Origin of the sequence: Streptomyces sp. NPDC088350 (assembly GCF_044753545.1) — a bacterium.
GTDB lineage: Bacteria > Actinomycetota > Actinomycetes > Streptomycetales > Streptomycetaceae > Streptomyces.
Map to the genome: position 1 here is coordinate 475942 of NZ_JBIVNL010000001.1, position 21181 is coordinate 497122.

Below are 21181 nucleotides of genomic sequence, written 5' to 3' on the forward strand. Positions count from 1 at the left end.
CCCCCGTGGGACACTCGATTCCATGTTCGGTGTCATCGATCTCCCCACCTACCTGGCCGGCCTGGTCCTGATCGTCCTGCTGCCCGGTCCCAATTCGTTGTACGTCCTCTCGGTCGCCGCCCGGCGCGGCACCCGTGCCGGGTACACGGCCGCCGCCGGTGTGTGGTGCGGGGACACCGTGCTGATGACGCTCTCCGCGGCCGGGGTCGCCTCGCTGTTGCAGGCCAACGCCGTGCTGTTCGGGATCGTGAAGTACGCCGGGGCCGGATATCTGACCTGGCTGGCGTTCGGGATGCTCCGGGCCGCGTGGGCGATGTGGCGCAGCCGCAAGGAGCGGGCGGCCACGGAGCCGGGTCCCGCCGCGGAGGCCGCCGACGAGCGGCCGTACCGCCGTGCCTTCGTCGTGAGTCTCTTCAACCCGAAGGCGATCCTGTTTTTCGTCGCCTTCTTCGTTCAGTTCGTGTCGGAGTCCAACCCGGTCATGGGCTTCGTGACTCTGGGCGTACTCGCCCAGGCGGCAAGCGTGTTGTACCTCTCTGCGCTCATCTTCGGCGGGTCTCGTCTGGCTGCTGCGTTCCGTCGTCGGAGGACGCTCAGCGCAGGTGCCACCACGGCCGCCGGGGTGCTCTTCCTGGGGTTCGCCGTCAAGCTGTCTCTGGCAAGCGTGTAGGGGCTGGCATGTCTCAACTTGACGATGCTGCGGCCCTGTTCGCCCGCATGAGCCTCCAAGAGCAGCAAGAGGCACTGGGAGCCCTCGGCGTGCCCGAGAGACTCCCGAAGGAGTCCCAGGAGCCCTCCGAGGTCACCCCGTTCTCGGCCCTTGTCAGCACGCCCAGCAGGCGAAAGCGACAGCCACTCACCGTCAAGGCAGTGAGTAGCCCCGAAACGTCCTGAGGTTCTCAGGCCGCAGGATGTATGTACCCGTGCCTTTCCGGGACCGTGTGAGCCCCTGCGCGTCCACCTGCCCGTACCCGACAACGCGAATATTGGCGATGCCGCATAGACGACCCTGAGCGACCCCCGTACGGTCGTGTTCAAGGGCCCCAACTGGGGCCGGACACAAGGGGGTTTCGGCATGGCCCGCGAAGAACTGACCCGCCTTACCGGCAACGGCAACGGTGAGTGCAATCAGAACGACTGCCCCAACGTGTACCGAACCGCAAGCGGCTCCATCATCGTCCAGGGCGACCTGTCCGAGGCTTTCAGGCCCCCGCAGGGTGAGGCCCTGGTAGAGATCCCGGAATCGGTACTCAGGGAGGCTGTTCGTGCTCTTGGATGGTGAAGCGTGGCAAGCCAAGTTCCGGGACTTTCAAAGCGAGGCATGGCGACTTGAGACCCTGCCCGAATACAGGGTCCCTCAGGAAGAAGAAGAGATCCGGGCCTTTCTGGCGGGCGATCGCATCGACCCCCACACGCACTCGAACTCGTACACAGAAGACCTCAAGAGGGTAAGTCGAGAAGGAAAGAGCAAGGGGCGCGTACACATCGTGACTCGCCCCCTGTCGGCATACCTCCGGTACGAGTTCATGTATTACCGACCGCATGTATGGGCCGGAGAAGACATCCGAATCTTGGATGTGACCGATCGGGAAAATCCTCTGGCGGGCGTCCAGGACTTCTGGATGTTCGACAAAACAGAAGTCGTCCTCATGAACTATGGGGACGACGGCACACAGATCGACCGGGCAGTGTACGAGGGTGACGTGGCGCGGTACGTCGAATATCAGCGCATTGCGCTTGCCGCGTCGGTGCCTTTTGAGGAGTACGTGAAGGGCCTTGACGTTTGAGCCAGAGGAGATGGGGCAGTCCAAGGCGGACCTGGCCGAAACTCTCAAGATGCTCCGAAAGCGAGCCGGGATCACACAGACCCGGCTCGCTCGGCTATGCAACATGAGTCAGACGAAGATCAGTAATATCGAAGGAGGGAAGCTGACTCCCACCCTAGTTGATGTTGAGCTAATCCTTAGAGCACTGGACGCGCCTCCGGAACTCGTTTCGCGAGTCGCGGCCCTGGCGCGTAACGCAAACAGCGAATGGCAAGATGTTTGGAACCAGCGTCGAACAGGTCTGGAGAAGAAGCAGAACGAGCTAGCCGGGTTCGAGCAGTCGTCTACAGAGTTCCGATACTTCCTGTTGTCGATGATTACCGGGCTGCTGGCGACGCCCGAGTATGTGAGAGCAAGTCTCGCCCACATCCCTGGAGACCACAGTAAGGCGATTGCCAAGAAACTAGAGCGACAGGCCGTTCTCTACGATACGTCGAAACGGTTCACATTCATTCTCACCGAGCAAGCCGTTAGATGGCCATTCCTGCCCCCGGCAGCCATGGCCATGCAGGTTGACCGACTGGCATCGATTTCCTTGCTGCCAAACATCCGTCTCGGAGTCATCCCGCTTGAAGGTCATGTGCCCGTGGGGCCGCTGAATACATTCACCGTATATGACACGCGGATTGTGACCGTCGAGACGCAAACGGGTGCCATGGTTTTCAAGGACCACCGGGATGTATCGGCGTACCTAGATGAGTTTGCCGTATATGAAGGCTTGGCCCTGTTCGGGGACCAATGCAGGGAACGGCTGTCCGAGTGGGCTGATAGGTTCCGCTCATGATTCCTACCCGACAACGCGAATAAAACTCGTTCGACTGCACGCTTCGCGGCACCATTACGTGACAGACATGGAGCCGAGGGGCGATCGATGCTGGACGACAAATCGCACGCTGAATCCCGTTCCGGACCGGTAGTTAAGACCCTTCCCGGCCTGGAACCCGTGGGAGCCGAGGGATGCATGACGTGTGTCGCACTCTCTCATTCTCGCGAAATGGCCCGTGAAGCAAGCGTGCCGGAAGCTGTGGCGAGTGCCAATCGAGAGATCAGTAACCATCCCCATAGCGCCGTTGGTCAGGGGAGAACGCTTCCTGTCGCGACGGTGTGGGGAGTGGCTGTATGAGCCCGCCGACCTATCCGGGCGAAGCCGTCGACCTGCCCCTAGACGATTGGCTGTACGAAGCCAAACCGCGCGATGGGTGCCAGCAGTGCGCGGACGCCCTTGCGGAATTGAAGGCGGCCAAGGAGTCCGGGAATGCCTCCGCGCGCTTCGAAGCGGCCCGTAGGATTCGGCAATGCCCTCACGGAGGTTAGGCCGTGGCTACGGCTCCCGAAAGGCCGAGAGCGGGCCGCCGGGGATACGACAACGGCCGCCCTTCCCTTATCGAGTGGCTGAACGGCGTAGCCACGATCTGCGGAGAATGCTTCGGGAGTGGCGAAGTCTGGTGCCCTGAATGCTGCGGGTTCGGCGGGTGCAACACCTGCAATAACCGGGAAAAGGTTCTCTGCTCATTGTGTGCTGGCGGGCATCTTTTGCCCCGTGCGTGGTGAGTGGACTCGACATCTGCAAGGAGTCTTGCAATGAGTGTTGCCGAAAACCCGTTGAAGTTCGCGTGGTTGGAAGTCACGGGACTGTGCAATGAGTTCTGCACCCACTGTTACGCGGACTCGTCGCCGAAGGGCACGCACGGAACCCTGACCGTGCAGGACTGGCTACGCATCATCAGTGAACTGTCGGAAAATTGATCCACCACGCCCACGAACTCGGGCTCACAGTCGAAGTGTTCTCCATCTGCCCATCGGCGTCCGGCCAAACGGGGAGTCGGATGAACGACAGACCAATTCCTGTGCGTCACTTGTGCGAGTGGGTGGAGTCGGGGTGCGGAGCGGAGCGTCCAGGTGTCTCCCGGATGCCCCGCTTCCGCCCGAGGGTTTTACCTCGGGTATTGGGTCACGAGTAGAAAGTCCACAGCTGGCTGGAGTCCGTGGTGCACGTCCATTGGATGACTTCGGTTCCGTTGGTCGTGCTGGCGTTGGGGATGGCGAGGCACTTGCCGCTGCTTCTGTTCTTGCAGACATCCGTCGGACGCGTGGTTCCTGATGATCTGAGGGACGCCGTCCTCCGCGTTGGCCGGGGTCGAAAGGGCCAGTACGGATACGGCCGTCACGGCGACCGCGAAGAGTCGCGTGATCGCTTTGTTCCGAGTGTGTTTTCTCGATGATGCGAGCCTGAGGCCTACAGATCATTGGGAAATGAACAATGAACAATGAGCAATGAATGAAGATGGAACAGGCGAAGACTCTTTGTCGGCCGTGGCGGGAATCGGCAGCCGTACGGATGGAGCCCCGGCGAACCGTCAGCCGCGTGGAGTCGACAGCAGCGAGCGCAGCCGTGGGGTCAGCCGGTTCTCGACGAAACGGTTCAACAGCCATGCCAGGACGAGCATCGTGATGACGGTCAGGAGGAGCGTCGCGTACGACGGGATGCCCAGGGTCCGGTGGTACGCCTTGATGACGACCCAGCCCAGGTGTTCGTGGACGAGGTAGAACGGATACGTCAGCGCGCCCGCGACCGTCAGCCAGCGCCAGTTCGCCCAGCGCAGCCAGCCGAGGGCGATCGCTGCGACGGCGACGTAGCCCAAGGTGACGACCAGGACGATGCCCCAGACGGAGCGGTTGGAGAAGGCCGCCGGGTCGGGCGCGTGCCACAGCTTGGCCACCGCGTAGTGCTGGCCGATCAGCCAGCTGACGGCGACGATGCCCCAGGCGTAGGCGTCCTTGCGGTCGCGGTGCACGAGGTAGAGGCCGACGCCGCCGATGAAGTACGGCGCGTACTCGGGCATCAGGACGATGTCGAGCAGCGGTGACTTCGCGCCCTGCGTGATCGCCGCCGCGAGCGTCCAGCCGGCGCAGAACAGGATCACGCGGCGCCGGTTCGCGCCGGGCAGCACGATGCACAGGGCGAAGAGGGCGTAGAAGCGGATCTCCGCCCACAGGGTCCAGCACACGCCCAGCACCCGGTCGACACCCAGCGGCTGCTGAAGCATGGTCAGGTTGACCAGGGCGTCACTCGGCGCGACCGCCTTGTACGCCACCATCGGCAGGGCGAAGACGGCCGTCACGAGGATGACCGCCGCCCAGTACGCGGGCAGCAGCCGGGAGGCGCGGGAGGCGAAGAAGGAGCGCAGCGGGCGGCCCCAGCCGCTCATGCAGATGACGAAGCCGCTGATCACGAAGAACACCTGCACGCCCAGGCAGCCGTACGAGAACAGCGAGTGCAGGGTGGGGAACTGCTCCTTCGGTGAGGTGCCCCACGCTTTTTCGACCTCGCCGCCGCGTCCGCCGTAGTGGTAGCCCGCCACCATCAGCGCGGCGACCAGGCGCAGCCCGTCCAGCGCGCGCAGGCGGCTTTCCCGGGGCTTGGGCGGCGTCGGCGGGCCGGACGGGGGAAGCGTGTCGGCTGTCGGCGGCGGGACGTCGCGGACCACGGTGCCCGTCGGGTTTCCCCGGGTGTCCGCGGGCGTGTCGATCACAGGTTTCCCCTCGGTCTGGCTCAGGTGGGTCACAGCACACTAGTCCGACATCCGGGCGGGTTTGCGCTCCGGCCGAGACCCTTCGTCACCCCGTCCGCGGCCGTTCACCCAGGCTTCGCCTCCGCGTACGCAACCTCGGGGGTCCACCGCAACGGCCTGCGTGTACGGAGCTCCGCCGGCGCCGGCAGGCAGTGCGGGCCGGCCCACGAGGAGCCGGCCCGTCGGGAGTCGCGTCGTCAGCCGGTCACGGTCCGCTTCAGCAGGCGCGCGCGGCGGGCGACACGCCGCACGGTCGCATTGCGCGGGATGAACGCCAGCTGGGCCGGGACCGCGCCGGGCAGGGCCAGCGAGGTGAGGCGCTTGCGCTTGAAGTAGCGCCAGGTGTGGGTGCTCAGGTGCCGGGTCAGATAGTCCTCGGCGGCCGTCCGCAACTCCGGGTAGATCTTCGGCTGCATCGCGTAACCCACCGCGCGGACAAGGGAGTTGAGGGCCTTCACCTCCATGCCTGGACGCTGCGTCTCCACTGCCTGGCGGTCGGACAGCTCCGGCAGCAGCGCGTCGACGATCGTCACCGGCACCCGGTTGCTGTTCTCGTACGGCGTCAGCCGGTCCAGGAGCGTGCCGGTGCCGACACGGGCGACGGGCAGGCCGTAGAGCGCGGAGGCGGTCAGGAGGGCCGTGGAGAAGCAGCCGACGACCAGGGCGGGCCGCATCCGCTGGTAGAGGACCTCGGCGAGGACCGGGGTGTCGAGGACCGTGAGGTCGACGCCCAGCTTCTCCGCCTCCTTCTCCAGCGCGCGCGACCAGCGGGCCGGCGCCGAGGGGTGCGGCTTGAACACCGCACGCCGGTGGCCGAGTTGGACCACGCCCTTCAGCATCCGGACGTGCAGGTCCTCCTCCTCCTCGGCGGTGAGGATGCCGAGCGCGGAGAGGTACTGGCCGAGCAGCAGCGCCCCTTCGTCGGGGAGGGCGGGCAACTCGTCGCCGGTGTCGAGGAGTTCGCCGAGCACCTTCACGAAGGCGTCCGTCGGGACGAGCTCCGGCGCGACCCCGAACTCGGTGAGCAGCAGCGGGGTGAGGTCCGGGACCAGGTCCAGGTGGAGCAGCCGGTCCACCCGGGTGCCGACCAGCGGGTCGATCTTGTTGCGGGTCGGGCCGTAGCTCATCAGGCCGTCCGCGTAGACGGTGACCGGGGCGCCGGTGAAGATCTGGGCGATGCCGAGCGCCGGGTTGACCTGGATGGACTCGACGGTGAGTTCCACCGGGTCCTCGCCCAGCTGCCACAGCAGCCGCAGGTGCCGCTCCCACAGCGGGGCGTCGTCCGGGCGTGGGGCCCAACCGCCCGGGTGGAAGGGGGAGATGGTCTCGTTCCACGACACCACGTCGTCGAAGCGTTGGCGCAGTCGCTCGAAGCCGGGCATTTCGTCGAGGCCCGGGGTCGTCTCCGGTGTCGCCGCGTTGTTGCAGACCAGCAGGATGCGCCGGTCGGCCGGGGTGAAGGCGGCCGAGTCGAGGGCGGCGGCCAGGGTGGCGACGCCGTACAGCGTCGACGCCTGGAAGATCTGGGTCGTCACGCGGCGACCCCCGCGCCGGCGGGACGGCGGCGCAGCCGGCGCAGCCTCGTCGCACGCTGTATGTCCATGGAGTCGAGCGCCTCGTCCAGCACGTCCTGCGGCATGCGCCGCAGGGCGACGGCGCTCATCGACTTCAGTTTTCTCGCCACCGCCGGCTCGAACCTTTCGATGGATCCCAAATGGTGGGAAATGATTGCGCAATAGGTGCGAACAGCCTTGGGGAGTAGTTTCGCCGCGTCCCGGTCCTGCGCGGTTTCCTCGATGACCTGGTCGAACGCGCGAATGAAATCGAGTTGGCGTACGTCACCGATCTGGGTGAGTGAGGAGGCGACCCCGCGCCGGTAGAACACGCCGAGCAGGCTGACCGCGGCGAACGATTCCGCCTCCCGGTGCAGCTTCCAGATCCACGGCCGGTCCTCGGCCGTGCGCAGCCCGTCGGTGAAGTGGAGCAGGCCGCGGTCGACCAGCCGGCGGTGGTAGACCCCCGCCCAGGCGTACGCGTAGTCGACGGAGGTGGACCGGTCGGTGGGCAGGATCGCCTCGCGCGGGTTCATCACGACCCCGCGCCGGCCGTGCGGCACCCGGTGGATCGTGCGGGCCCGCGCGGTGCACTGGACATGGTCCGTGCGCACGAAGTCGCAGCCCAACTCCTCGATGGCGTCCACCAGTTGGGGGTAGTAGCCAGGGGAGAGCCAGTCGTCCCCGTCGAGGAACGTCAGATACTCCCCCCGGGCCTTGTCGATCCCGGTGTTGCGCGCGGTCGCCAGTCCTCCGTTCTTCTCGTGTCTGACATACACCGCACCTGGCAACTCGCGCTCCGCGCGCGCGAGAATGTCGGGTGTCTCGTCGCGAGAGCAGTCGTCGACGAGAATGAATTCGAAGTCCGCGTGCGCGTTCGCTCGCAGACTCTTCAGGGTGTCTGGCGCGTATTGCTGCACGTTGTAGAACGGCACGATGACGGAGAGCTTGACCACGAGAGCGACGTTAGGCGGCGGCCCGGCATCCGTCTTTACTGTCACCTTGATTTTGGGTGAACGACGCATGGCGAACCTATGTACCAGGCTTTTTTGAGGGCTGTTCCTGCGCGGGTTCGCCATTCGGCGTTGTGGTGTTAACCGTTTGTTGCCTTCGGGTTGGGCCGCCCAACCCAATCGCTTCCTAGCGTCTTCGGTGTGCCAGCAAGTGCAACGCAGACCCTGCGAGTCGCCGTTCTCGCGGATTCCGACACCCGGTGGAAATGGGGTTCGCTCACCGCGAACCGCATCGCTCCGCCGCATTCGGACATCTCTTTGGACGGATATCTCCTGCGGGGCCGTGCCACCCCAACAGCCCGCCAGCTGACGGAAGTCGGCGTCACCGCGGACTCCCTCCGCGAGGTGACCGCCGTCGAGTTCCTGCGCGCCATGGAGAAGGAGTCCTACGACGTCCTGATCCTCTCCCTCGTCGGCGGCGGGGTCCAGGCGATGCTGCACGGTCTGGCCCGGGTCTGGGACGGGCGGACCAAGCGGCCCGTCGTCGTCACCGGCTATGTCGGCGTCGTCTACGAGAAGCTCACCGACGGCCTCCTGCTGCGCCACGGCGCGGACCTCGTCCTCGCCAACTCCCGCCAGGACGCGGACCGTTTCAAGGCGGTCTACGACGGCGTCGGCGCCGACTCCTCGTCGGTGACCGAGGTCGCCCTGCCGTTCCTCGGCGGGGACACCTACACCGGCGAGCACGACCCCTACACGGTCGTCTTCGCGGTGCAGCCCTCGGTGCCCGACAACCGCAGGGACCGCAACTACCTGCTCGACAGGGCGATCCAGCACGCCCGGTTCCACCCGAACCGCGAGGTCCTCCTCAAGCTGCGCTCCAAGCCCGGCGAACACACCACGCACATCGAGGAGTTGCCCTACCAGAAGCTGGTCCAGGGCAAGGACCTCCCCGCCAACTTCCGCCTGGTGTACGGGCACATGGGCGAGGTGCTCGACCGCACCGACCTCCTGGTGACCATCAGCTCCACGGCCGCCCTGGAGTCCCTGCACCGTCGTATCCCCACCGTCGTGCTGACCGACCTCGGCGTGCGCGAGGGGCTCGGCAACCACCACTTCGTGGGCTCCGGGTGCCTCGCCTCCTGGGAGCAGCTCGACGCCGGGTACCGGCCGGTGCCGGACGCGGAGTGGGTGGCCCGGCAGGGGGTGCTCGCCGACGGGTCGTACGAGACGGCCTTCGACGCGGCCCGGGAGCGCATCGCCAAGCTGCTGGCCGGGGGCGACTTGCCCGCCCTGAAGCCGTACTACACGCCCGAGACCGCCCCCGGCTATCTGCCCGGCATCCTCGCCCGCCACCACCTCGGCCCCGACGGCACCCCGCTGCCGGGCGCCCCGGCCGCGGACAAGGAGCCCGGTCCCGTCCGGCAGATCGTGCGCCGGGCCGCGCGCGGCGCCTACCGCCACGGCGTGCAGCGCGTGGCGCCCGTCATCCGCCGGATGGGGGAGCTGTGAACGCCAGAGCCGCGAACGCCAGAGCCGCGAACGCCGAGATTCCCGCTCAAGGAGCACATTCCATGGGAGTAGAGCCCATGTCCAACTCGCAAGCAGGCCAAGGCGCTTCGCTGCGCCGGGTGCTCGCGGTGATCCCCGCGCGGGGCGGTTCCAAGGGCGTCCCCGCCAAGAACCTCGCGCCCGTCGGCGGAGTGCCGCTGGTGGCCCGCGCCGTCCGCGAGTGCCGCGCCAGCAGGCTGGTGACGGACGTGGTCGTCTCCACCGACGACCAGGCCATCGCCGCCGCCGCCCGCCTGGCCGGCGCCGAGGTCGTGCTGCGGCCCGCCGCCATCGCCGGTGACACCGCGACCTCCGAGGCCGCCGTCCTGCACGCCATGGACGCCCACGAGGCGCTGCACGGCTCCGCGGTCGACGTCGTCCTCCTGGTGCAGTGCACCAGCCCCTTCATCGTCCGCGAGGACGTCGACGGCATCGTCGACGCGATCGTCGCGAACGGCGCCGACACCGCCCACACCGTCGCCCCCTTCCACGGCTTCGTGTGGCGCGACGCCGACGACGAGGCGACCACGGTCGTCGAGCCGACCCGTACCGGCGAGCTGGGCGGCGCCACGAAGGTCGCCAACCCGCCTGTCACCAGCGGCGGTTACGGCGTCAACCACGACAAGTCGTTCCGCCCGCGCCGCCAGGACCGCCCCCAGGACTTCCTGGAGACCGGCGCCGTCTACGGCATGGACGCGGCCGGCTTCCGCAAGGCCGGCCACCGCTTCTTCGGCCGCACGGAACTCGTACGGACCGACCCCGCCCGCGTGTTGGAGATCGACGACCCCCACGAGCTGGCCAGGGCACGGGCGTTGGCCCCGCTGTTCGACGCGGACCGCCCCGGCTCGCTCCCGACCGCCGACGACATCGACGCGGTCGTACTCGACTTCGACGGCACCCAGACCGACGACAGGGTGCTGATCGATTCCGACGGACGGGAGTTCGTCTCCGTGCACCGCGGCGACGGACTCGGCATCGCGGCGCTGCGCAAGAGCGGCCTGAAGATGCTGATCCTGTCCTCGGAGCAGAACCCGGTCGTCGCCGCCCGGGCCCGGAAGCTCCAGCTCCCGGTCCTGCACGGCATCGACCGGAAGGACCTCGCACTCAAGCAGTGGTGCGAGGAGCAGGGCATCGCGCCGGAGCGCGTGCTCTACGTCGGCAACGACGTCAACGACCTCCCGTGCTTCGCCCTCGTGGGCTGGCCCGTGGCGGTCGCGAGCGCCCACGACGTCGTACGCGGCGCCGCACGCGCGGTCACCACCGTGGCCGGTGGCGACGGCGCTGTCCGAGAGATCGCCAGCTGGATCCTCGGCCCCTCTCTCGATTCCCTCACCAAGTAAGGAAACCCGCTGTCATGAGCAACAACTCCCGTCTGCGCCAGTTCGGTTCGAAGACCGCAGGTCCCGGCCACCCCGTGTACGTCGTCGGCGAGATCGGCATCAACCACAACGGTGAGCTGGAGAACGCCTTCAAGCTGATCGACGCCGCCGCCGAAGCCGGCTGCGACGCCGTCAAGTTCCAGAAGCGCACCCCGGAGATCTGCACCCCGCGCGACCAGTGGGACATCGAGCGCGACACCCCCTGGGGCCGCATGACCTACATCGACTACCGCCACCGCGTGGAGTTCGGCGAGGACGAGTACCGCCAGATCGACGACTACGCCAAGTCCAAGAACATCGACTGGTTCGCCTCCCCGTGGGACACCGAGGCCGTCGCCTTCCTGGAGAAGTTCGACGTCCCGGCCCACAAGGTCGCCTCCGCCTCCCTGACGGACGACGAGCTGCTCCGCTCCCTCCGCGCGACCGGCCGTACGGTCATCCTCTCCACCGGCATGTCGACCCCGAAGCAGATCCGCCACGCGGTAGAGGTCCTCGGCTCGGACAACATCCTGATGTGCCACGCCACTTCGACCTACCCGGCGGTGGCCGAGGAGCTCAACCTCCGCGTCATCAACACCCTCCAGGCCGAGTACCCCAACGTCCCGATCGGCTACTCCGGCCACGAGACGGGCCTGCAGACCACCCTCGCCGCGGTCGCGCTGGGCGCCACCTTCGTCGAGCGCCACATCACCCTCGACCGCGCCATGTGGGGCTCGGACCAGGCCGCCTCCGTCGAGCCGCAGGGCCTGACCCGCCTCGTCCGCGACATCCGCACCATCGAGGCCTCCCTCGGCGACGGCGTCAAGAAGGTCTACGACTCGGAGCTCGGCCCGATGAAGAAGCTGCGCCGCGTCAACGGCGTGATCGCCGAGGCGGAGATCGCGGCGGCGGCGGGCGAGCCGGTAGCGGTCTGAGTTTGAGTCATTGAGCGCCAGCGCCACTCACGGTCACGGGACGGTCGTACGACGATGAGCCCCCACGCCGGCACCGCCGGCTTCACCCCCCACACTCTCGCGTTCGTGGAGAGTCCGGTACAGCTTCTGAACGTGCTGGAGTGGGCGCACCTCGGTGCGCTCCGAGCCGAGGAGGCACCCGGCGGGGGGCTCACCCTCGTGGTCCTGTCGCCGACCGACCCGATGACCCGTGGCCAGCTGCGCCGCATGGCCGACCTCGCCCGCGACGAGGGCCACACCGTGCGCTGGGAGGAGGCGCGGGGCGGACCCCTGGCCCCCTTCCAGACCATCGGCGGCCTCACCCGGCTCCTCCGCAAGGCGGACCGGATCGTCATGGGCGACCCGTTCTCGCGATACGTCCAGTTGTTGCTGACGATCACCAGGGCCCGCGACCTCGTCGTGGTCGACGACGGCACCGCCACGATGGAGTTCGTCGCCCAACTCGCCAGCGGCGAACGCCTGGTGCGCTGGCACCGCAAGGGCGGCCGACCCGGCCCCCGCGACCTGATCTTCGCCCCGGTGTCGTCGGCGGCCCGCCGCCGCCTGACCCCGGGCAAGCGCCGCAAGGTCGAGGTCTTCTCCTCCATGCCGATCGAGACCACCCCCGAGGGCGTCACGATCACGGCGAACGAGTTCACCTGGACCCGCGCCACCTTCGGCCCGCCGCGCATCACGAAGGGCGCGGACATGGTCGGAACGTCGTTGGTGGAGACGGGAGTTGTGGACAACGACCGCTACCTGGAGGCGGTCGCCGCCCTCGCCAAGACCCACGGCGCGACCCGCTACTTCGCCCACCGCCGCGAATCCACGGAGAAACTCCACCGGCTGGCGGTCGAGACGGGCCTGGAGATCGTCCGCCCGGACCTCCCCCTGGAGTTGATCGCCCGCCGCGGCCCCATCGGCCGCACGATCCTCAGCTTCCCGTCGACGGTGGTCCACACCCTGCCGTTGGCACTGGTGGGCACGGAGGTCCGGGTCGCCGTGTGCGACATCGACCCGGCCTGGCTTACGGAGAACGCCTCGCCCCGGGCGCAGGGGTTCCTGTCGGGGGTCACGGGGACGGCGAAGGATGTGCATCGGTTGTCGGCGGTGAGCGCGGTCTGACGTTCCGCTTGCGTGAGGCCGGCGCTTCCCGCCCACGGCGAACCGAACCCGTACGCCGGTGACACACGGTCACATCGCCGCGCTCCCGGCCGGCGGGTGAGGGCTGGATCGAGGAGCTGTCCCCGCGTCCGGAAAGCGGTACGCGTGGAGCGATTGGTGCTGGTAGAAGGCGTGTTGTGTGGAGTGGCGCCCTCCGCGACGAGCGAGATTGAGCCTGCCCGGGATGAGGGACACCGCTGCCTTGACCTGTCCCGCACGGTGACGAAGGGTGGAGGCCACCCAACCCGCCGTCATCGGTCTCCGTGCACCCGGCGGATCCCGATGGGCCGGGCCCGCACGTCCGAACCGTCGCGGAAGGAACAGCCATGGCCACAGCACCGAACCCCGGCGTCCAGAACCAGATGGACCCGCTGCCCAACGGCACCCGGATACGGCTTCAGAACGGCACCAAGACGGTCCTGGATCACCGCTACCACGGCCCGGACAAGGTGCTGCAGTACCTGGTCGACAAGCAGACAGGGGACTGGCAGTCGGCCAGGTTCTGTACCCGCGTCCAGCCCGAAGTCACCGCGCCGGCCGTCGTGCCGCAACCTCCGCAGCAGGCCCAACCGCTGCCCGGCGGGCGGCTGGTGGCCCAGACGACCAAGCACGTCATCGCCACCGACGCCGACCACCCGAGCGTCAGCGACCAGCAGATCTACCGCACCCCCGGCGGACTGCGGGCGATCCAGTCAGCCGACCGGACCCGCCTCTTCGGGCCCAACGTCGCCGACCATCCGCAGATCCTCAACCCCATCACCGCCACCGATCCCGGCTTCACCAGCCAGGCGCGGCTGACCATCGGCGACTACCAGCAGAACGACAACGGCCTGCGCGTCAATGTGCTGATCGAGGGCGTACTCGACATGGTCGCGGACCCGTACGACCTGATCGAGATCGTGCTCACCAAGCCCCTGCTGATCCCGACCAAGCCGACCGAGGACACCGCGCTGGAGACCATGCTGGTGCTGACCCCGCCGGTCAACGAGAACCGGATCCAGTTCGACGCCTTCTACACCTGGGCGCAGCTGGCCAGGCTGCTGGGCCTGCCGACCGCCGGAGGCGACCTGCGCCACAGGGTGTGCACGGCCTTCCCGCAGTTGGGCGTCGAGGCCCGCTGGTACGACCGGCTCGCCTCCGGCGCCAACGGTGTGCTCCACACCAGCGGCGGCAACAAGCTCAAGGACGGCTCGGGACAGATCGCCATGCGGCCGATCACCCAGGACGACCGCAGGGACTCGGAGGTGGTCCGCAACACCGACTGGAACCTGAGCGAGGTCCTGCGCGCCTCCCGTCCCGTCTACGTGACCTACAGGGACCTGCTCCAGCCGGGCAAGGAGATGGCCACCACCCTGGAGGCCGAGTCCGAGTTCCTGGTCGGCGCCGGCCAGTATCAGCTCGTACTGAGCAGGCTGACCGAACTGCTGCACACCCCCGGCCTGTGGCACAAGCTCGGTATCACCGACCTGAAGTGCGACGACCTCGACAAGGAGACCAGGGAGGTGGAGCCGCGGGTCTCGAAGGACTCCTACTTCGACGTCCCGGGGCTCCCGCTGCTCACCGAAGGAGTGGTGCTGCGCCGGCGCGAGGTGCCCAAGAAGGACAAGCCCGGGGTGTACCTGTTCGCGGTCAAGGGCCGTACGGTCTCGCTCGGGAAGGAGCGGATCAGGCTGGCGTCCCAGGTGCACCTGATCGAGCCCGTCCAGCAGCAGCTGCTGGAGAAGTTCCTGGCGGACACCTCGGTCGACAACGCGTTCGCCCGGGTGCTGAACGACGCCCTGCCCGGTTTCGATCCCAAGGGCGTGGTGGTCCAACTGATCGTCAACTCGAAGCGGGTGAAGTACACCTTCACCCTGGAGAACAGCACGACGGTCGAGTTCAGCGCGGACGAGGCGACCGCCACCTTCAAGGACCATTCCAAGACGCTGTACTGCATCGAGTTCGGCGTCGGGCACCCGGGCCTGTTCATCGGCCAGGAATCCGGGGCACAGGGCTCCGGCGCCCGGGCGTCCGCCGTTCCGGCGCAGCAGCAGCCCCTGGTCGGTACGCCGCTGATCATGCGGCCTTACCACGTGCCGGAAGACCTGGACAACCCGGAGCTGTTCAAGAAGCGGGACTACCAGCAGTACCAGATACTGCGGGGCACCATGCTGAACTACCTGTTCGGGACCCCCGAGCCGGGGCTTGAACCGGCCGGCAACAAGGCGCAGCGGCTGGCCAACCTGCTGGGGATGACCAAGGAGAAGTAGGCCGGCCTGTGGGCTGCGGCGCTCCGTTGCACTCAGCCGCAGTGCCTCGGGCCGCTGACCTCTCAGCCGACGACGCCTACGGTCATCACCTGCGCCGAGCGCACCCGGACCGGCACCATTCCGGGTGCGCCGTTGCGTTCGGCCGACTGCGCTGTCGGCCGTCATGCCGATCGGCCGATGCTCAGGACCGGTCGGGCCGAGGACCGCTCTCCGGAATCTCGACGTCCTCCACGGACAGGTCCTCCGCCCGCTCGACCGTGCGGAAACGCTCCAGCCAGGCGTCCATGCGGTCGAGGTCCGTGCAGGCGGTGATCCGCTCACGCACGCTGTCCGGTACGGGGATGCCGCGGACCTCCAGCACGGACAGAATGCCCTTGGCCTCGCCCGCGGCCCTGCCTTCTGCCCTGCCTGCGGCTTCGCCCTCGGCCTTGCCTTCCAGGTAGATGGTCTCTCGGACGGTTCCCCGGCCGGGGAAGCAGATGACGACCGACCGGCAGGTTGTCCGGCCCGGCGACGAGCGGATACGTCCGCAGGGCCGTCCATTCGCTCGTGCCGCATTCGAAGGGGCCGACCGCCCACTTGGCCGTGGCCCGGTCCTGGCAGACCACGAGGAGCAGCACGGGCAGCCGGTACTTGGCCTGGAGGTAGGCGATGTAGTACGCCCAACTCGCCGCTTTCGCCTCCTTCTTGTCCGACTGCGCCTCAATGGCGAGCAGGAAGTCCTCACCGTCGATTCCCTTCGACCTGAACGGCTTTGGCGGGGCGGGGAGTGCCATGGTGTACGCGGGTGGCCCTGTCTCCACGATGGACACCGTGGTGCGCGACGGCCCCAACGGCCCCGTTTTCATTGACTCCGAGGCCCAGCTCAACCGCTACCGAGCGCTCTTCCGCAGGGCGCCTGCGTAGAGGTCGTCCATCGGCACCCCTGCATATCCGGCCGGGACTCCAAAGTCCCGGCCGGCGCCCTCCTTACCGTCCCCGCCGCAGCCTTTTCTGCCTTCGTCGACGCCCTGAAAGGCGACCGCTACCCCGCAACCTCCACCGGCTTGTGAGCCAGCGCGAAAGCCCGCCCCCACCTCTGAGCCCCCCGCGGCTCCACCCGCACCTGCGCGTCCAGCGTCAGCCCCGCCTCCGTGAGGAACCCGGCGACCTCTCCCGGAGTCCGGAAGTAGTAGTCGAGGGAGATGTCCAGGCCGTAGCGCTCCGTCATGTGGATGTGCTCGCCGTCCGAGGCCTGGAAGGCGAGGAGTACGTGGCCGCCGGGACGCAGGACCCGGAGGAACTCGGCGAAGACGCCGGGCAGGCGGTCGTCCGGGATGTGGATCGTCGAGTAGAGGGCGAGCACGCCGCCGAGGGTCTCGTCCGGTATGTCCAGGGCCGTCATCGAGCCCACCTGGAACCGGAGTCGGGGATGCGCCTCGCGGGCCAGCGCCACCATGTGCGGGGAGATGTCGATGCCGAAGGCCGGGAGGCCGAGGGCGTTCAGGCGCGCCGTCACATATCCGGGGCCGCTGCCCACGTCGGCCACCGGTGCCGTGCCCGACGCCGTACGGACGAGTTCCGCGAAGGCGTTCAGCAGGGCGCTTTCGAGAGGGCCGTCGCCCAGGCCGTCGGGGTGCTCGGCGCTGTACGCGGGCGCGATCGCGTCGTAGGAGGAACGGGTGGTCTCGATGAAGTCCGCGGCGAGATCCGCGTTCGGGTCGGTCACGGCGGCGGACCTTAGCAAGGGCTCGCGGGTCGAGGGGCCGCTTCCCGCCAGTATCAGATCCGGACACGCTGTGTAGCCGTACCGTCGCGTGGCCGTGAGGATTCCGGGATGCGGACGGTGCAGGCTGGACTGTGGTGGGGCGTGGTATTCCAGAAGGAGCGGGAAGTTTACCCATCTCAGCATGCGGCTATGCGGTCGGCGGTCAGATTTTCTTCGACTAACGGGTTGAACTTTTGTTGATCGAGGGTCAGTTGACCACCCGGGCGCCCTACCCTTCAGAGGGTGAAGCAATTGATGTCACCAGAGTCCGAGGCAGAGTCCGAGGGCGAATCCGCCGGGAATGTGCTCCCGGGCACCCTGCCCGAGGCCCTGCGTGCCGAACTCGTCGCGTTCCGGCGCGACTTGCACATGCATCCCGAGCTGGGCAACCAGGAGTTCCGGACCACCGCCGCGATCAAGGCACGGCTGGAGCAGGCCGGTCTCGCGCCGCGCGTCCTCGCCATCGGCACCGGGCTCGTCTGTGACATCGGACCCCGCGACACGGGCGTACCCGTGCTCGCGCTGCGCGCCGACATCGACGCGCTGCCCATCCCGGACACGAAGAGTGAGTGCGCGTACCGCTCCACCGTGCCCGACCGCGCCCACGCCTGCGGTCACGACATCCACACCACCGTGGTGCTCGGCGCCGGTCTCGTGCTCGCCCGGCTGCACGAGCAGGGGCTGCTGCCCCGGCCGGTACGGCTGCTCTTCCAGCCCGCCGAGGAGGTCCTGCCCGGCGGTGCCACCGACGCCATCGAGTGCGGGGTGCTGGAGGGGGTCGGGCGGATCATCGCCGTGCACTGCGACCCCAAGGTGGACAGCGGGAGGATCGGGTTGCGGGTGGGGCCCATCACCTCCGCCTGCGACCGGCTGGAGGTCTCCCTGGACGGGCCCGGCGGGCACACCGCCCGGCCGCACCTCACCACCGACCTGGTCACCGCCGCCGCCCGGGTCGCCACCGACGTACCCGCGCTCGTCTCGCGCCGCATGGACGCGCGGAGCGGGGTCTCCGTGACCTGGGGCCGGATCGAGTCGGGCCACGCCCCCAACGTGATCCCGCAGCACGCCGAGCTGTCGGGCACCGTACGGTGTCTCGATCTCGACGCCTGGCGGCAGGCGCCCGACATCGTGCACGCGGCGATCGACGAGGTCGCCGGGATGTACCGGGCCAAGTCCGAGATCAACTACGTGCGCGGGGTGCCGCCCGTGGTCAACGACGCGCTCGTCACCGAGCTGCTGCGGGACGCCATGGTGGCGCGCCGCGGGCCGCTCTCCGTCGAGGACACCGCGCAGAGCCTGGGCGGCGAGGACTTCTCCTGGTACCTGGAGCACGTGCCCGGCGCCATGGCCCGGCTGGGCGTGCGGACCCCGGGGGAGCGGACCGTGCGCGACCTCCACCAGGGCGACTTCGACGCCGACGAGTCCGCGATCACCGTCGGCGTGGAGCTGTTCACCGCCGCCGCGCTGATCGACGCGGCGCTCTGACCGGAACGCGTCGGCCCGGGCGGTCGTAGGGGTGCCCGTTCGGTACCCCTACGTCCCCCTGTGTCACCCGGGTGTAACCGCTGGCGAGTGAACGTAACGCGGCGGCGGCACGATCCGGTAACGGCGCGGAGAAACCCCGTTCCCCTCCCCGTCTACGCGCGTTACTGTGCGCGGAAATCGCCACCAGAGGCGGCGCGTTGGGGAACGGTCCGGTGACGGTGCCGTGGGGACGAAGGAGTGCTTGCTGTGCGTCAGACATCTCGGAGGACGAAGTTCTCCCAAGCAGCGGTGGCCGTCACTGTCATCGCCCTCGCCGCTACCGCGTGCGGTAGTTCCAGCAAGGATGCCAACAAGGCCAGTGGCAGTTCGTCGTCCTCGTCCGGCAAGTACACCGGCAAGGGCATCGGCCTCGCCTACGACGTCGGCGGCAAGGGCGACCAGTCCTTCAACGACGCGGCCTACGCCGGTTTCCAGAAGGCCGAGAAGGAGTTCAACCTCACCGGCCGTGACATCGAGCCGCAGGACAACGAGTCCGACGCGGACAAGGTGCAGCGCCTGGAGAGCCTCGCGCAGGCCGGCTACAACCCGGTGATAGGCGTCGGCTTCGCCTACGCGCCCGCCGTCAAGGAGGCCGCCGCGAAGTTCCCGAACATCACGTTCGGGATCATCGACGACGAGCAGGACCAGGCCGCCAACGTGGCCGACCTCGTCTTCCACGAGGAGCAGTCCTCGTACCTCGCGGGCGTCGCCGCGGCCAAGGCGACCAAGAAGAACCACATCGGGTTCATCGGCGGCGTGGACGTACCGCTGATCCACAAGTTCGAGGCCGGTTTCGACCAGGGCGCCAAGTCCGTCAACCCGAAGATCAAGATCGAGTCGCAGTACCTGACGCAGACCGCGGCCCAGGGCGGTTTCTCCAGCCCCGACAAGGGCAAGGACGCCGCGAGCGGCCAGATCGACGCGGGCGCGGACGTCCTGTACGCCGCCGCCGGTCTGTCCGGCCAGGGCGTCATCTCCGAGGCCTCCGCCAAGGGCGTCTGGGCCATCGGTGTGGACTCCGACCAGTACCAGCAGGCGGCGCTCGCCAAGTACAAGGACGCCATCCTCGGCTCGGCGCTCAAGAACGTCGGCGGCGCGGTCTACGACCTGGTGAAGTCGGTCTACGAGGGCAAGCCCAAGACCGGCGTCATCCGCTACGGCCTCTCCAACGACGGCGTCGGCTTCTCCGACACCAACCCGAAGTACAAGGCCATGACCGCCGCCGTCGCCGCGGTGAACAAGGCCAAGCAGGACATCATCGACGGCAAGATCACCGTCAACACCAAGTAGGACTACGCCCTTAGGGCATCGTTCCAGCGGTACGCCCCTTGCCTCCCGCAAGGGGCGTACCGCTGTCCGTAGTCTGGCCACCATCTGTGGCCACAGCTCTATAACGGACCGGACAGATGGGGTTTTCCGTCTGGTCTACGCGCGTTACGCTGCGGCGGAACCAGCGCCTGGTTTGGGCGCTTGCACGAAGGAGTCTCGTTCCATGCGCCGGGTGTCCCGAATCGCGGTTGCAGGCGTTGCAACCGCAGCTCTTGCAGTAACCGTCTCCGCCTGCGGCAGCTCGTCCAGCGAGTCCAGCTCCAGCAGCAGCTCCTCCGGCACGTCCAAGGGCATCGGCCTTGCCTACGACGTCGGCGGCAAGGGCGACCAGTCCTTCAACGACGCGGCCTACGCGGGTCTGCAGAAGGCCGAGAAGGACTTCGGCGTCAGCGGCCGTGACGTCGAGCCGCAGGACAACGAGTCCGACGCGGACAAGGTGCAGCGCCTGGAGACCCTCGCCAGGTCCGGCTACAACCCGGTGATCGGTGTCGGCTTCGCCTACGCCCCCGCCGTCAAGGAAGCCGCCGCGAAGTTCCCGAAGATCACCTTCGGCATCATCGACGACAACACCATCACGGCCTCCAACGTCGCCGACATGGTCTTCCACGAGGAGCAGTCCTCGTACCTGGCCGGCGTCACCGCCGCGCTGACCACCAAGTCGAACACCGTCGGCTTCATCGGCGGCGTGGACGTCCCGCTGATCCACAAGTTCGAGGCGGGCTTCGAGCAGGGCGTCAAGGACACCAAGAAGGGCGTCACGGTCAAGGCGCAGTACCTGACCCAGACCGCCGCGCAGGGTGGCTTCTCCAGCCCCGACAAGGGCGAGGCCGCCGCCGACGGTCAGATCGAGGCCGGCGCGGACGTCGTCTTCGCGGCCGCCGGTCTCTCCGGCCAGGGCGTCATCAAGTCCGCCGCCGCGCACAAGGTGTGGGCGATCGGCGTGGACTCCGACCAGTACAACCAGGCGGCGCTGGCGAAGTACAAGCCGTACATCCTCACCTCGGCGCTGAAGAACGTCGCGGGCGCGGTCTACGACCTCTCCAAGTCCGTCATCAAGGACAAGAAGCCGCTGAGCGGCGAGATCCGCGGCTCGCTGAGCAACGGTGCGGTCGGCCTGGCCGACTCCAACCCGACCTTCAAGAACAACGCCACCCTCCAGGCCGCGCTCAAGAAGGCCGAGGCGGGCATCAAGGACGGTTCGATCACGGTCAAGACCTCTTGATCCGAGGGTCTTAGGCCAGTCACGACCATGGCCAAAAGAGCGCTGTAATGACAGCGTTACGGCCACGGAACGGGGTGTGGGGAGGATGTCTCCCCGCGCCCCGTTCGCGCGGCAGAATGCTCGGAACGGATCGGATGCCGAACAGAGCCGATCAGGTCCGGGCACTATTTAAAGCAGGGG

19 protein-coding genes and 1 pseudogene are annotated in these 21181 nt (G+C 67.8%); 14 read left to right on the forward strand and 6 right to left on the reverse strand.

Annotation, left to right across the window (positions count from 1 at the left end):
- Nucleotides 1–22 precede the first annotated feature (22 nt).
- The 5 genes from leuE (at nt 23) to ACIQBL_RS02220 (ending at nt 3572) form a co-directional block, all read left to right on the forward strand.
- A complete protein-coding gene (leuE, locus tag ACIQBL_RS02200) occupies nt 23–670 on the forward strand; it encodes a leucine efflux protein LeuE (protein ID WP_401936996.1) in 648 nt (215 codons plus the stop codon).
- Between the two features lie 405 nt (nt 671–1075).
- Nucleotides 1076–1282 carry a hypothetical protein gene (locus tag ACIQBL_RS02205; protein WP_401935781.1) on the forward strand — a complete coding sequence of 69 codons (207 nt, stop codon included), beginning with the start codon at nt 1076–1078 and terminating at the stop codon, nt 1280–1282.
- Entirely contained in the window at nt 1266–1787 is a 522-nt protein-coding gene (locus ACIQBL_RS02210; RefSeq protein WP_401935783.1) for a DUF6879 family protein, read from the forward strand. The genes ACIQBL_RS02205 and ACIQBL_RS02210 overlap by 17 nt, the downstream gene beginning before the upstream one ends.
- The gene (locus tag ACIQBL_RS02215; protein WP_401935784.1) at nt 1777–2610 is read left to right on the forward strand and encodes a helix-turn-helix domain-containing protein; all 834 of its coding nucleotides are present in this window, start codon (nt 1777–1779) and stop codon (nt 2608–2610) included. The genes ACIQBL_RS02210 and ACIQBL_RS02215 overlap by 11 nt, the downstream gene beginning before the upstream one ends.
- Before the next feature lie 797 nt (nt 2611–3407).
- On the forward strand, nt 3408–3572 hold the full coding sequence (locus ACIQBL_RS02220; protein WP_401935786.1) for a hypothetical protein: 165 nt from the start codon (nt 3408–3410) through the stop codon (nt 3570–3572).
- A 205-nt stretch (nt 3573–3777) separates the two neighbouring features.
- Here the strand turns inward: ACIQBL_RS02220 and ACIQBL_RS02225 are convergent.
- The 4 genes and pseudogenes from ACIQBL_RS02225 to ACIQBL_RS02240 all read right to left on the reverse strand — a co-directional run.
- Nucleotides 3778–3885: pseudogene (locus tag ACIQBL_RS02225) on the reverse strand (RICIN domain-containing protein); the annotation flags it as partial.
- A 298-nt stretch (nt 3886–4183) separates the two neighbouring features.
- A complete protein-coding gene (locus ACIQBL_RS02230; RefSeq protein WP_401935787.1) occupies nt 4184–5359 on the reverse strand; it encodes an acyltransferase family protein in 1176 nt (391 codons plus the stop codon).
- A 236-nt stretch (nt 5360–5595) separates the two neighbouring features.
- Nucleotides 5596–6933 carry a polysialyltransferase family glycosyltransferase gene (locus ACIQBL_RS02235; protein ID WP_401935789.1) on the reverse strand — a complete coding sequence of 446 codons (1338 nt, stop codon included), beginning with the start codon at nt 6931–6933 and terminating at the stop codon, nt 5596–5598.
- Nucleotides 6930–7907 (reverse strand): glycosyltransferase family 2 protein, encoded by a 978-nt coding sequence (locus tag ACIQBL_RS02240; RefSeq protein WP_401935791.1) that lies wholly within the window; start codon nt 7905–7907, stop codon nt 6930–6932. The genes ACIQBL_RS02235 and ACIQBL_RS02240 overlap by 4 nt, the downstream gene beginning before the upstream one ends.
- A gap of 198 nt (nt 7908–8105) precedes the next feature.
- Here ACIQBL_RS02240 and ACIQBL_RS02245 point away from each other — a divergent pair, with 198 nt between their 5' ends.
- From ACIQBL_RS02245 to ACIQBL_RS02265, 5 genes are all read left to right on the forward strand, one after another.
- Nucleotides 8106–9416 (forward strand): DUF6716 putative glycosyltransferase, encoded by a 1311-nt coding sequence (locus tag ACIQBL_RS02245; protein ID WP_401935792.1) that lies wholly within the window; start codon nt 8106–8108, stop codon nt 9414–9416.
- A gap of 77 nt (nt 9417–9493) precedes the next feature.
- Complete coding sequence (locus ACIQBL_RS02250) at nt 9494–10795, forward strand: cytidylyltransferase domain-containing protein (protein ID WP_401936999.1); 1302 nt, start codon at nt 9494–9496, stop codon at nt 10793–10795.
- A gap of 14 nt (nt 10796–10809) precedes the next feature.
- A complete protein-coding gene (locus ACIQBL_RS02255) occupies nt 10810–11748 on the forward strand; it encodes an N-acetylneuraminate synthase family protein (protein ID WP_401935794.1) in 939 nt (312 codons plus the stop codon).
- A 54-nt stretch (nt 11749–11802) separates the two neighbouring features.
- Nucleotides 11803–12891: a hypothetical protein gene (locus tag ACIQBL_RS02260; protein WP_401935795.1), complete on the forward strand. Its 1089-nt coding sequence runs from the start codon at nt 11803–11805 to the stop codon at nt 12889–12891.
- 365 nt (nt 12892–13256) lie between these two features.
- A complete protein-coding gene (locus tag ACIQBL_RS02265; RefSeq protein ID WP_401935796.1) occupies nt 13257–15179 on the forward strand; it encodes a hypothetical protein in 1923 nt (640 codons plus the stop codon).
- 181 nt (nt 15180–15360) lie between these two features.
- Here the strand turns inward: ACIQBL_RS02265 and ACIQBL_RS02270 are convergent, their stop codons facing one another.
- Nucleotides 15361–15540, reverse strand: a complete 180-nt coding sequence (locus tag ACIQBL_RS02270; protein WP_401935797.1) for a hypothetical protein — start codon at nt 15538–15540, stop codon at nt 15361–15363.
- Between the two features lie 568 nt (nt 15541–16108).
- On the opposite strand from ACIQBL_RS02270, the gene ACIQBL_RS02275 reads away from it, so the two are divergent.
- A complete protein-coding gene (locus ACIQBL_RS02275) occupies nt 16109–16231 on the forward strand; it encodes a DUF397 domain-containing protein (RefSeq protein ID WP_401937002.1) in 123 nt (40 codons plus the stop codon).
- On the opposite strand, the gene ACIQBL_RS02280 is transcribed toward ACIQBL_RS02275, so the two are convergent.
- Nucleotides 16204–16887, reverse strand: a complete 684-nt coding sequence (locus tag ACIQBL_RS02280; protein ID WP_401935799.1) for a methyltransferase domain-containing protein — start codon at nt 16885–16887, stop codon at nt 16204–16206. The two genes, ACIQBL_RS02275 and ACIQBL_RS02280, sit on opposite strands and share 28 nt — an antisense overlap.
- Before the next feature lie 294 nt (nt 16888–17181).
- Here ACIQBL_RS02280 and ACIQBL_RS02285 point away from each other — a divergent pair, with 294 nt between their 5' ends.
- From ACIQBL_RS02285 to ACIQBL_RS02295, 3 genes are all read left to right on the forward strand, one after another.
- On the forward strand, nt 17182–18411 hold the full coding sequence (locus tag ACIQBL_RS02285; protein WP_401935801.1) for a M20 family metallopeptidase: 1230 nt from the start codon (nt 17182–17184) through the stop codon (nt 18409–18411).
- A gap of 288 nt (nt 18412–18699) precedes the next feature.
- Entirely contained in the window at nt 18700–19740 is a 1041-nt protein-coding gene (locus ACIQBL_RS02290) for a BMP family protein (protein WP_401937005.1), read from the forward strand.
- Nucleotides 19741–19942: 202 nt separating this feature from the next.
- Nucleotides 19943–21001: a BMP family protein gene (locus tag ACIQBL_RS02295; RefSeq protein ID WP_401935803.1), complete on the forward strand. Its 1059-nt coding sequence runs from the start codon at nt 19943–19945 to the stop codon at nt 20999–21001.
- Nucleotides 21002–21181: the final 180 nt, after the last annotated feature.

What these genes read in the sequence shown, in the direction of transcription:
- leuE (WP_401936996.1), top strand. Translation starts at nt 23, where the DNA reads ATGTTCGGTGTCATCGATCTCCCCACCTACCTGGCCGGCCTGGTCCTG.
- ACIQBL_RS02205 (WP_401935781.1), top strand. Translation starts at nt 1,076, where the DNA reads ATGGCCCGCGAAGAACTGACCCGCCTTACCGGCAACGGCAACGGTGAG.
- ACIQBL_RS02220 (WP_401935786.1), top strand. Translation starts at nt 3,408, where the DNA reads ATGAGTGTTGCCGAAAACCCGTTGAAGTTCGCGTGGTTGGAAGTCACG.
- ACIQBL_RS02250 (WP_401936999.1), top strand. Translation starts at nt 9,494, where the DNA reads ATGTCCAACTCGCAAGCAGGCCAAGGCGCTTCGCTGCGCCGGGTGCTC.
- ACIQBL_RS02255 (WP_401935794.1), top strand. Translation starts at nt 10,810, where the DNA reads ATGAGCAACAACTCCCGTCTGCGCCAGTTCGGTTCGAAGACCGCAGGT.
- ACIQBL_RS02260 (WP_401935795.1), top strand. Translation starts at nt 11,803, where the DNA reads ATGAGCCCCCACGCCGGCACCGCCGGCTTCACCCCCCACACTCTCGCG.
- ACIQBL_RS02265 (WP_401935796.1), top strand. Translation starts at nt 13,257, where the DNA reads ATGGCCACAGCACCGAACCCCGGCGTCCAGAACCAGATGGACCCGCTG.
- ACIQBL_RS02285 (WP_401935801.1), top strand. Translation starts at nt 17,182, where the DNA reads ATGTCACCAGAGTCCGAGGCAGAGTCCGAGGGCGAATCCGCCGGGAAT.
- ACIQBL_RS02295 (WP_401935803.1), top strand. Translation starts at nt 19,943, where the DNA reads ATGCGCCGGGTGTCCCGAATCGCGGTTGCAGGCGTTGCAACCGCAGCT.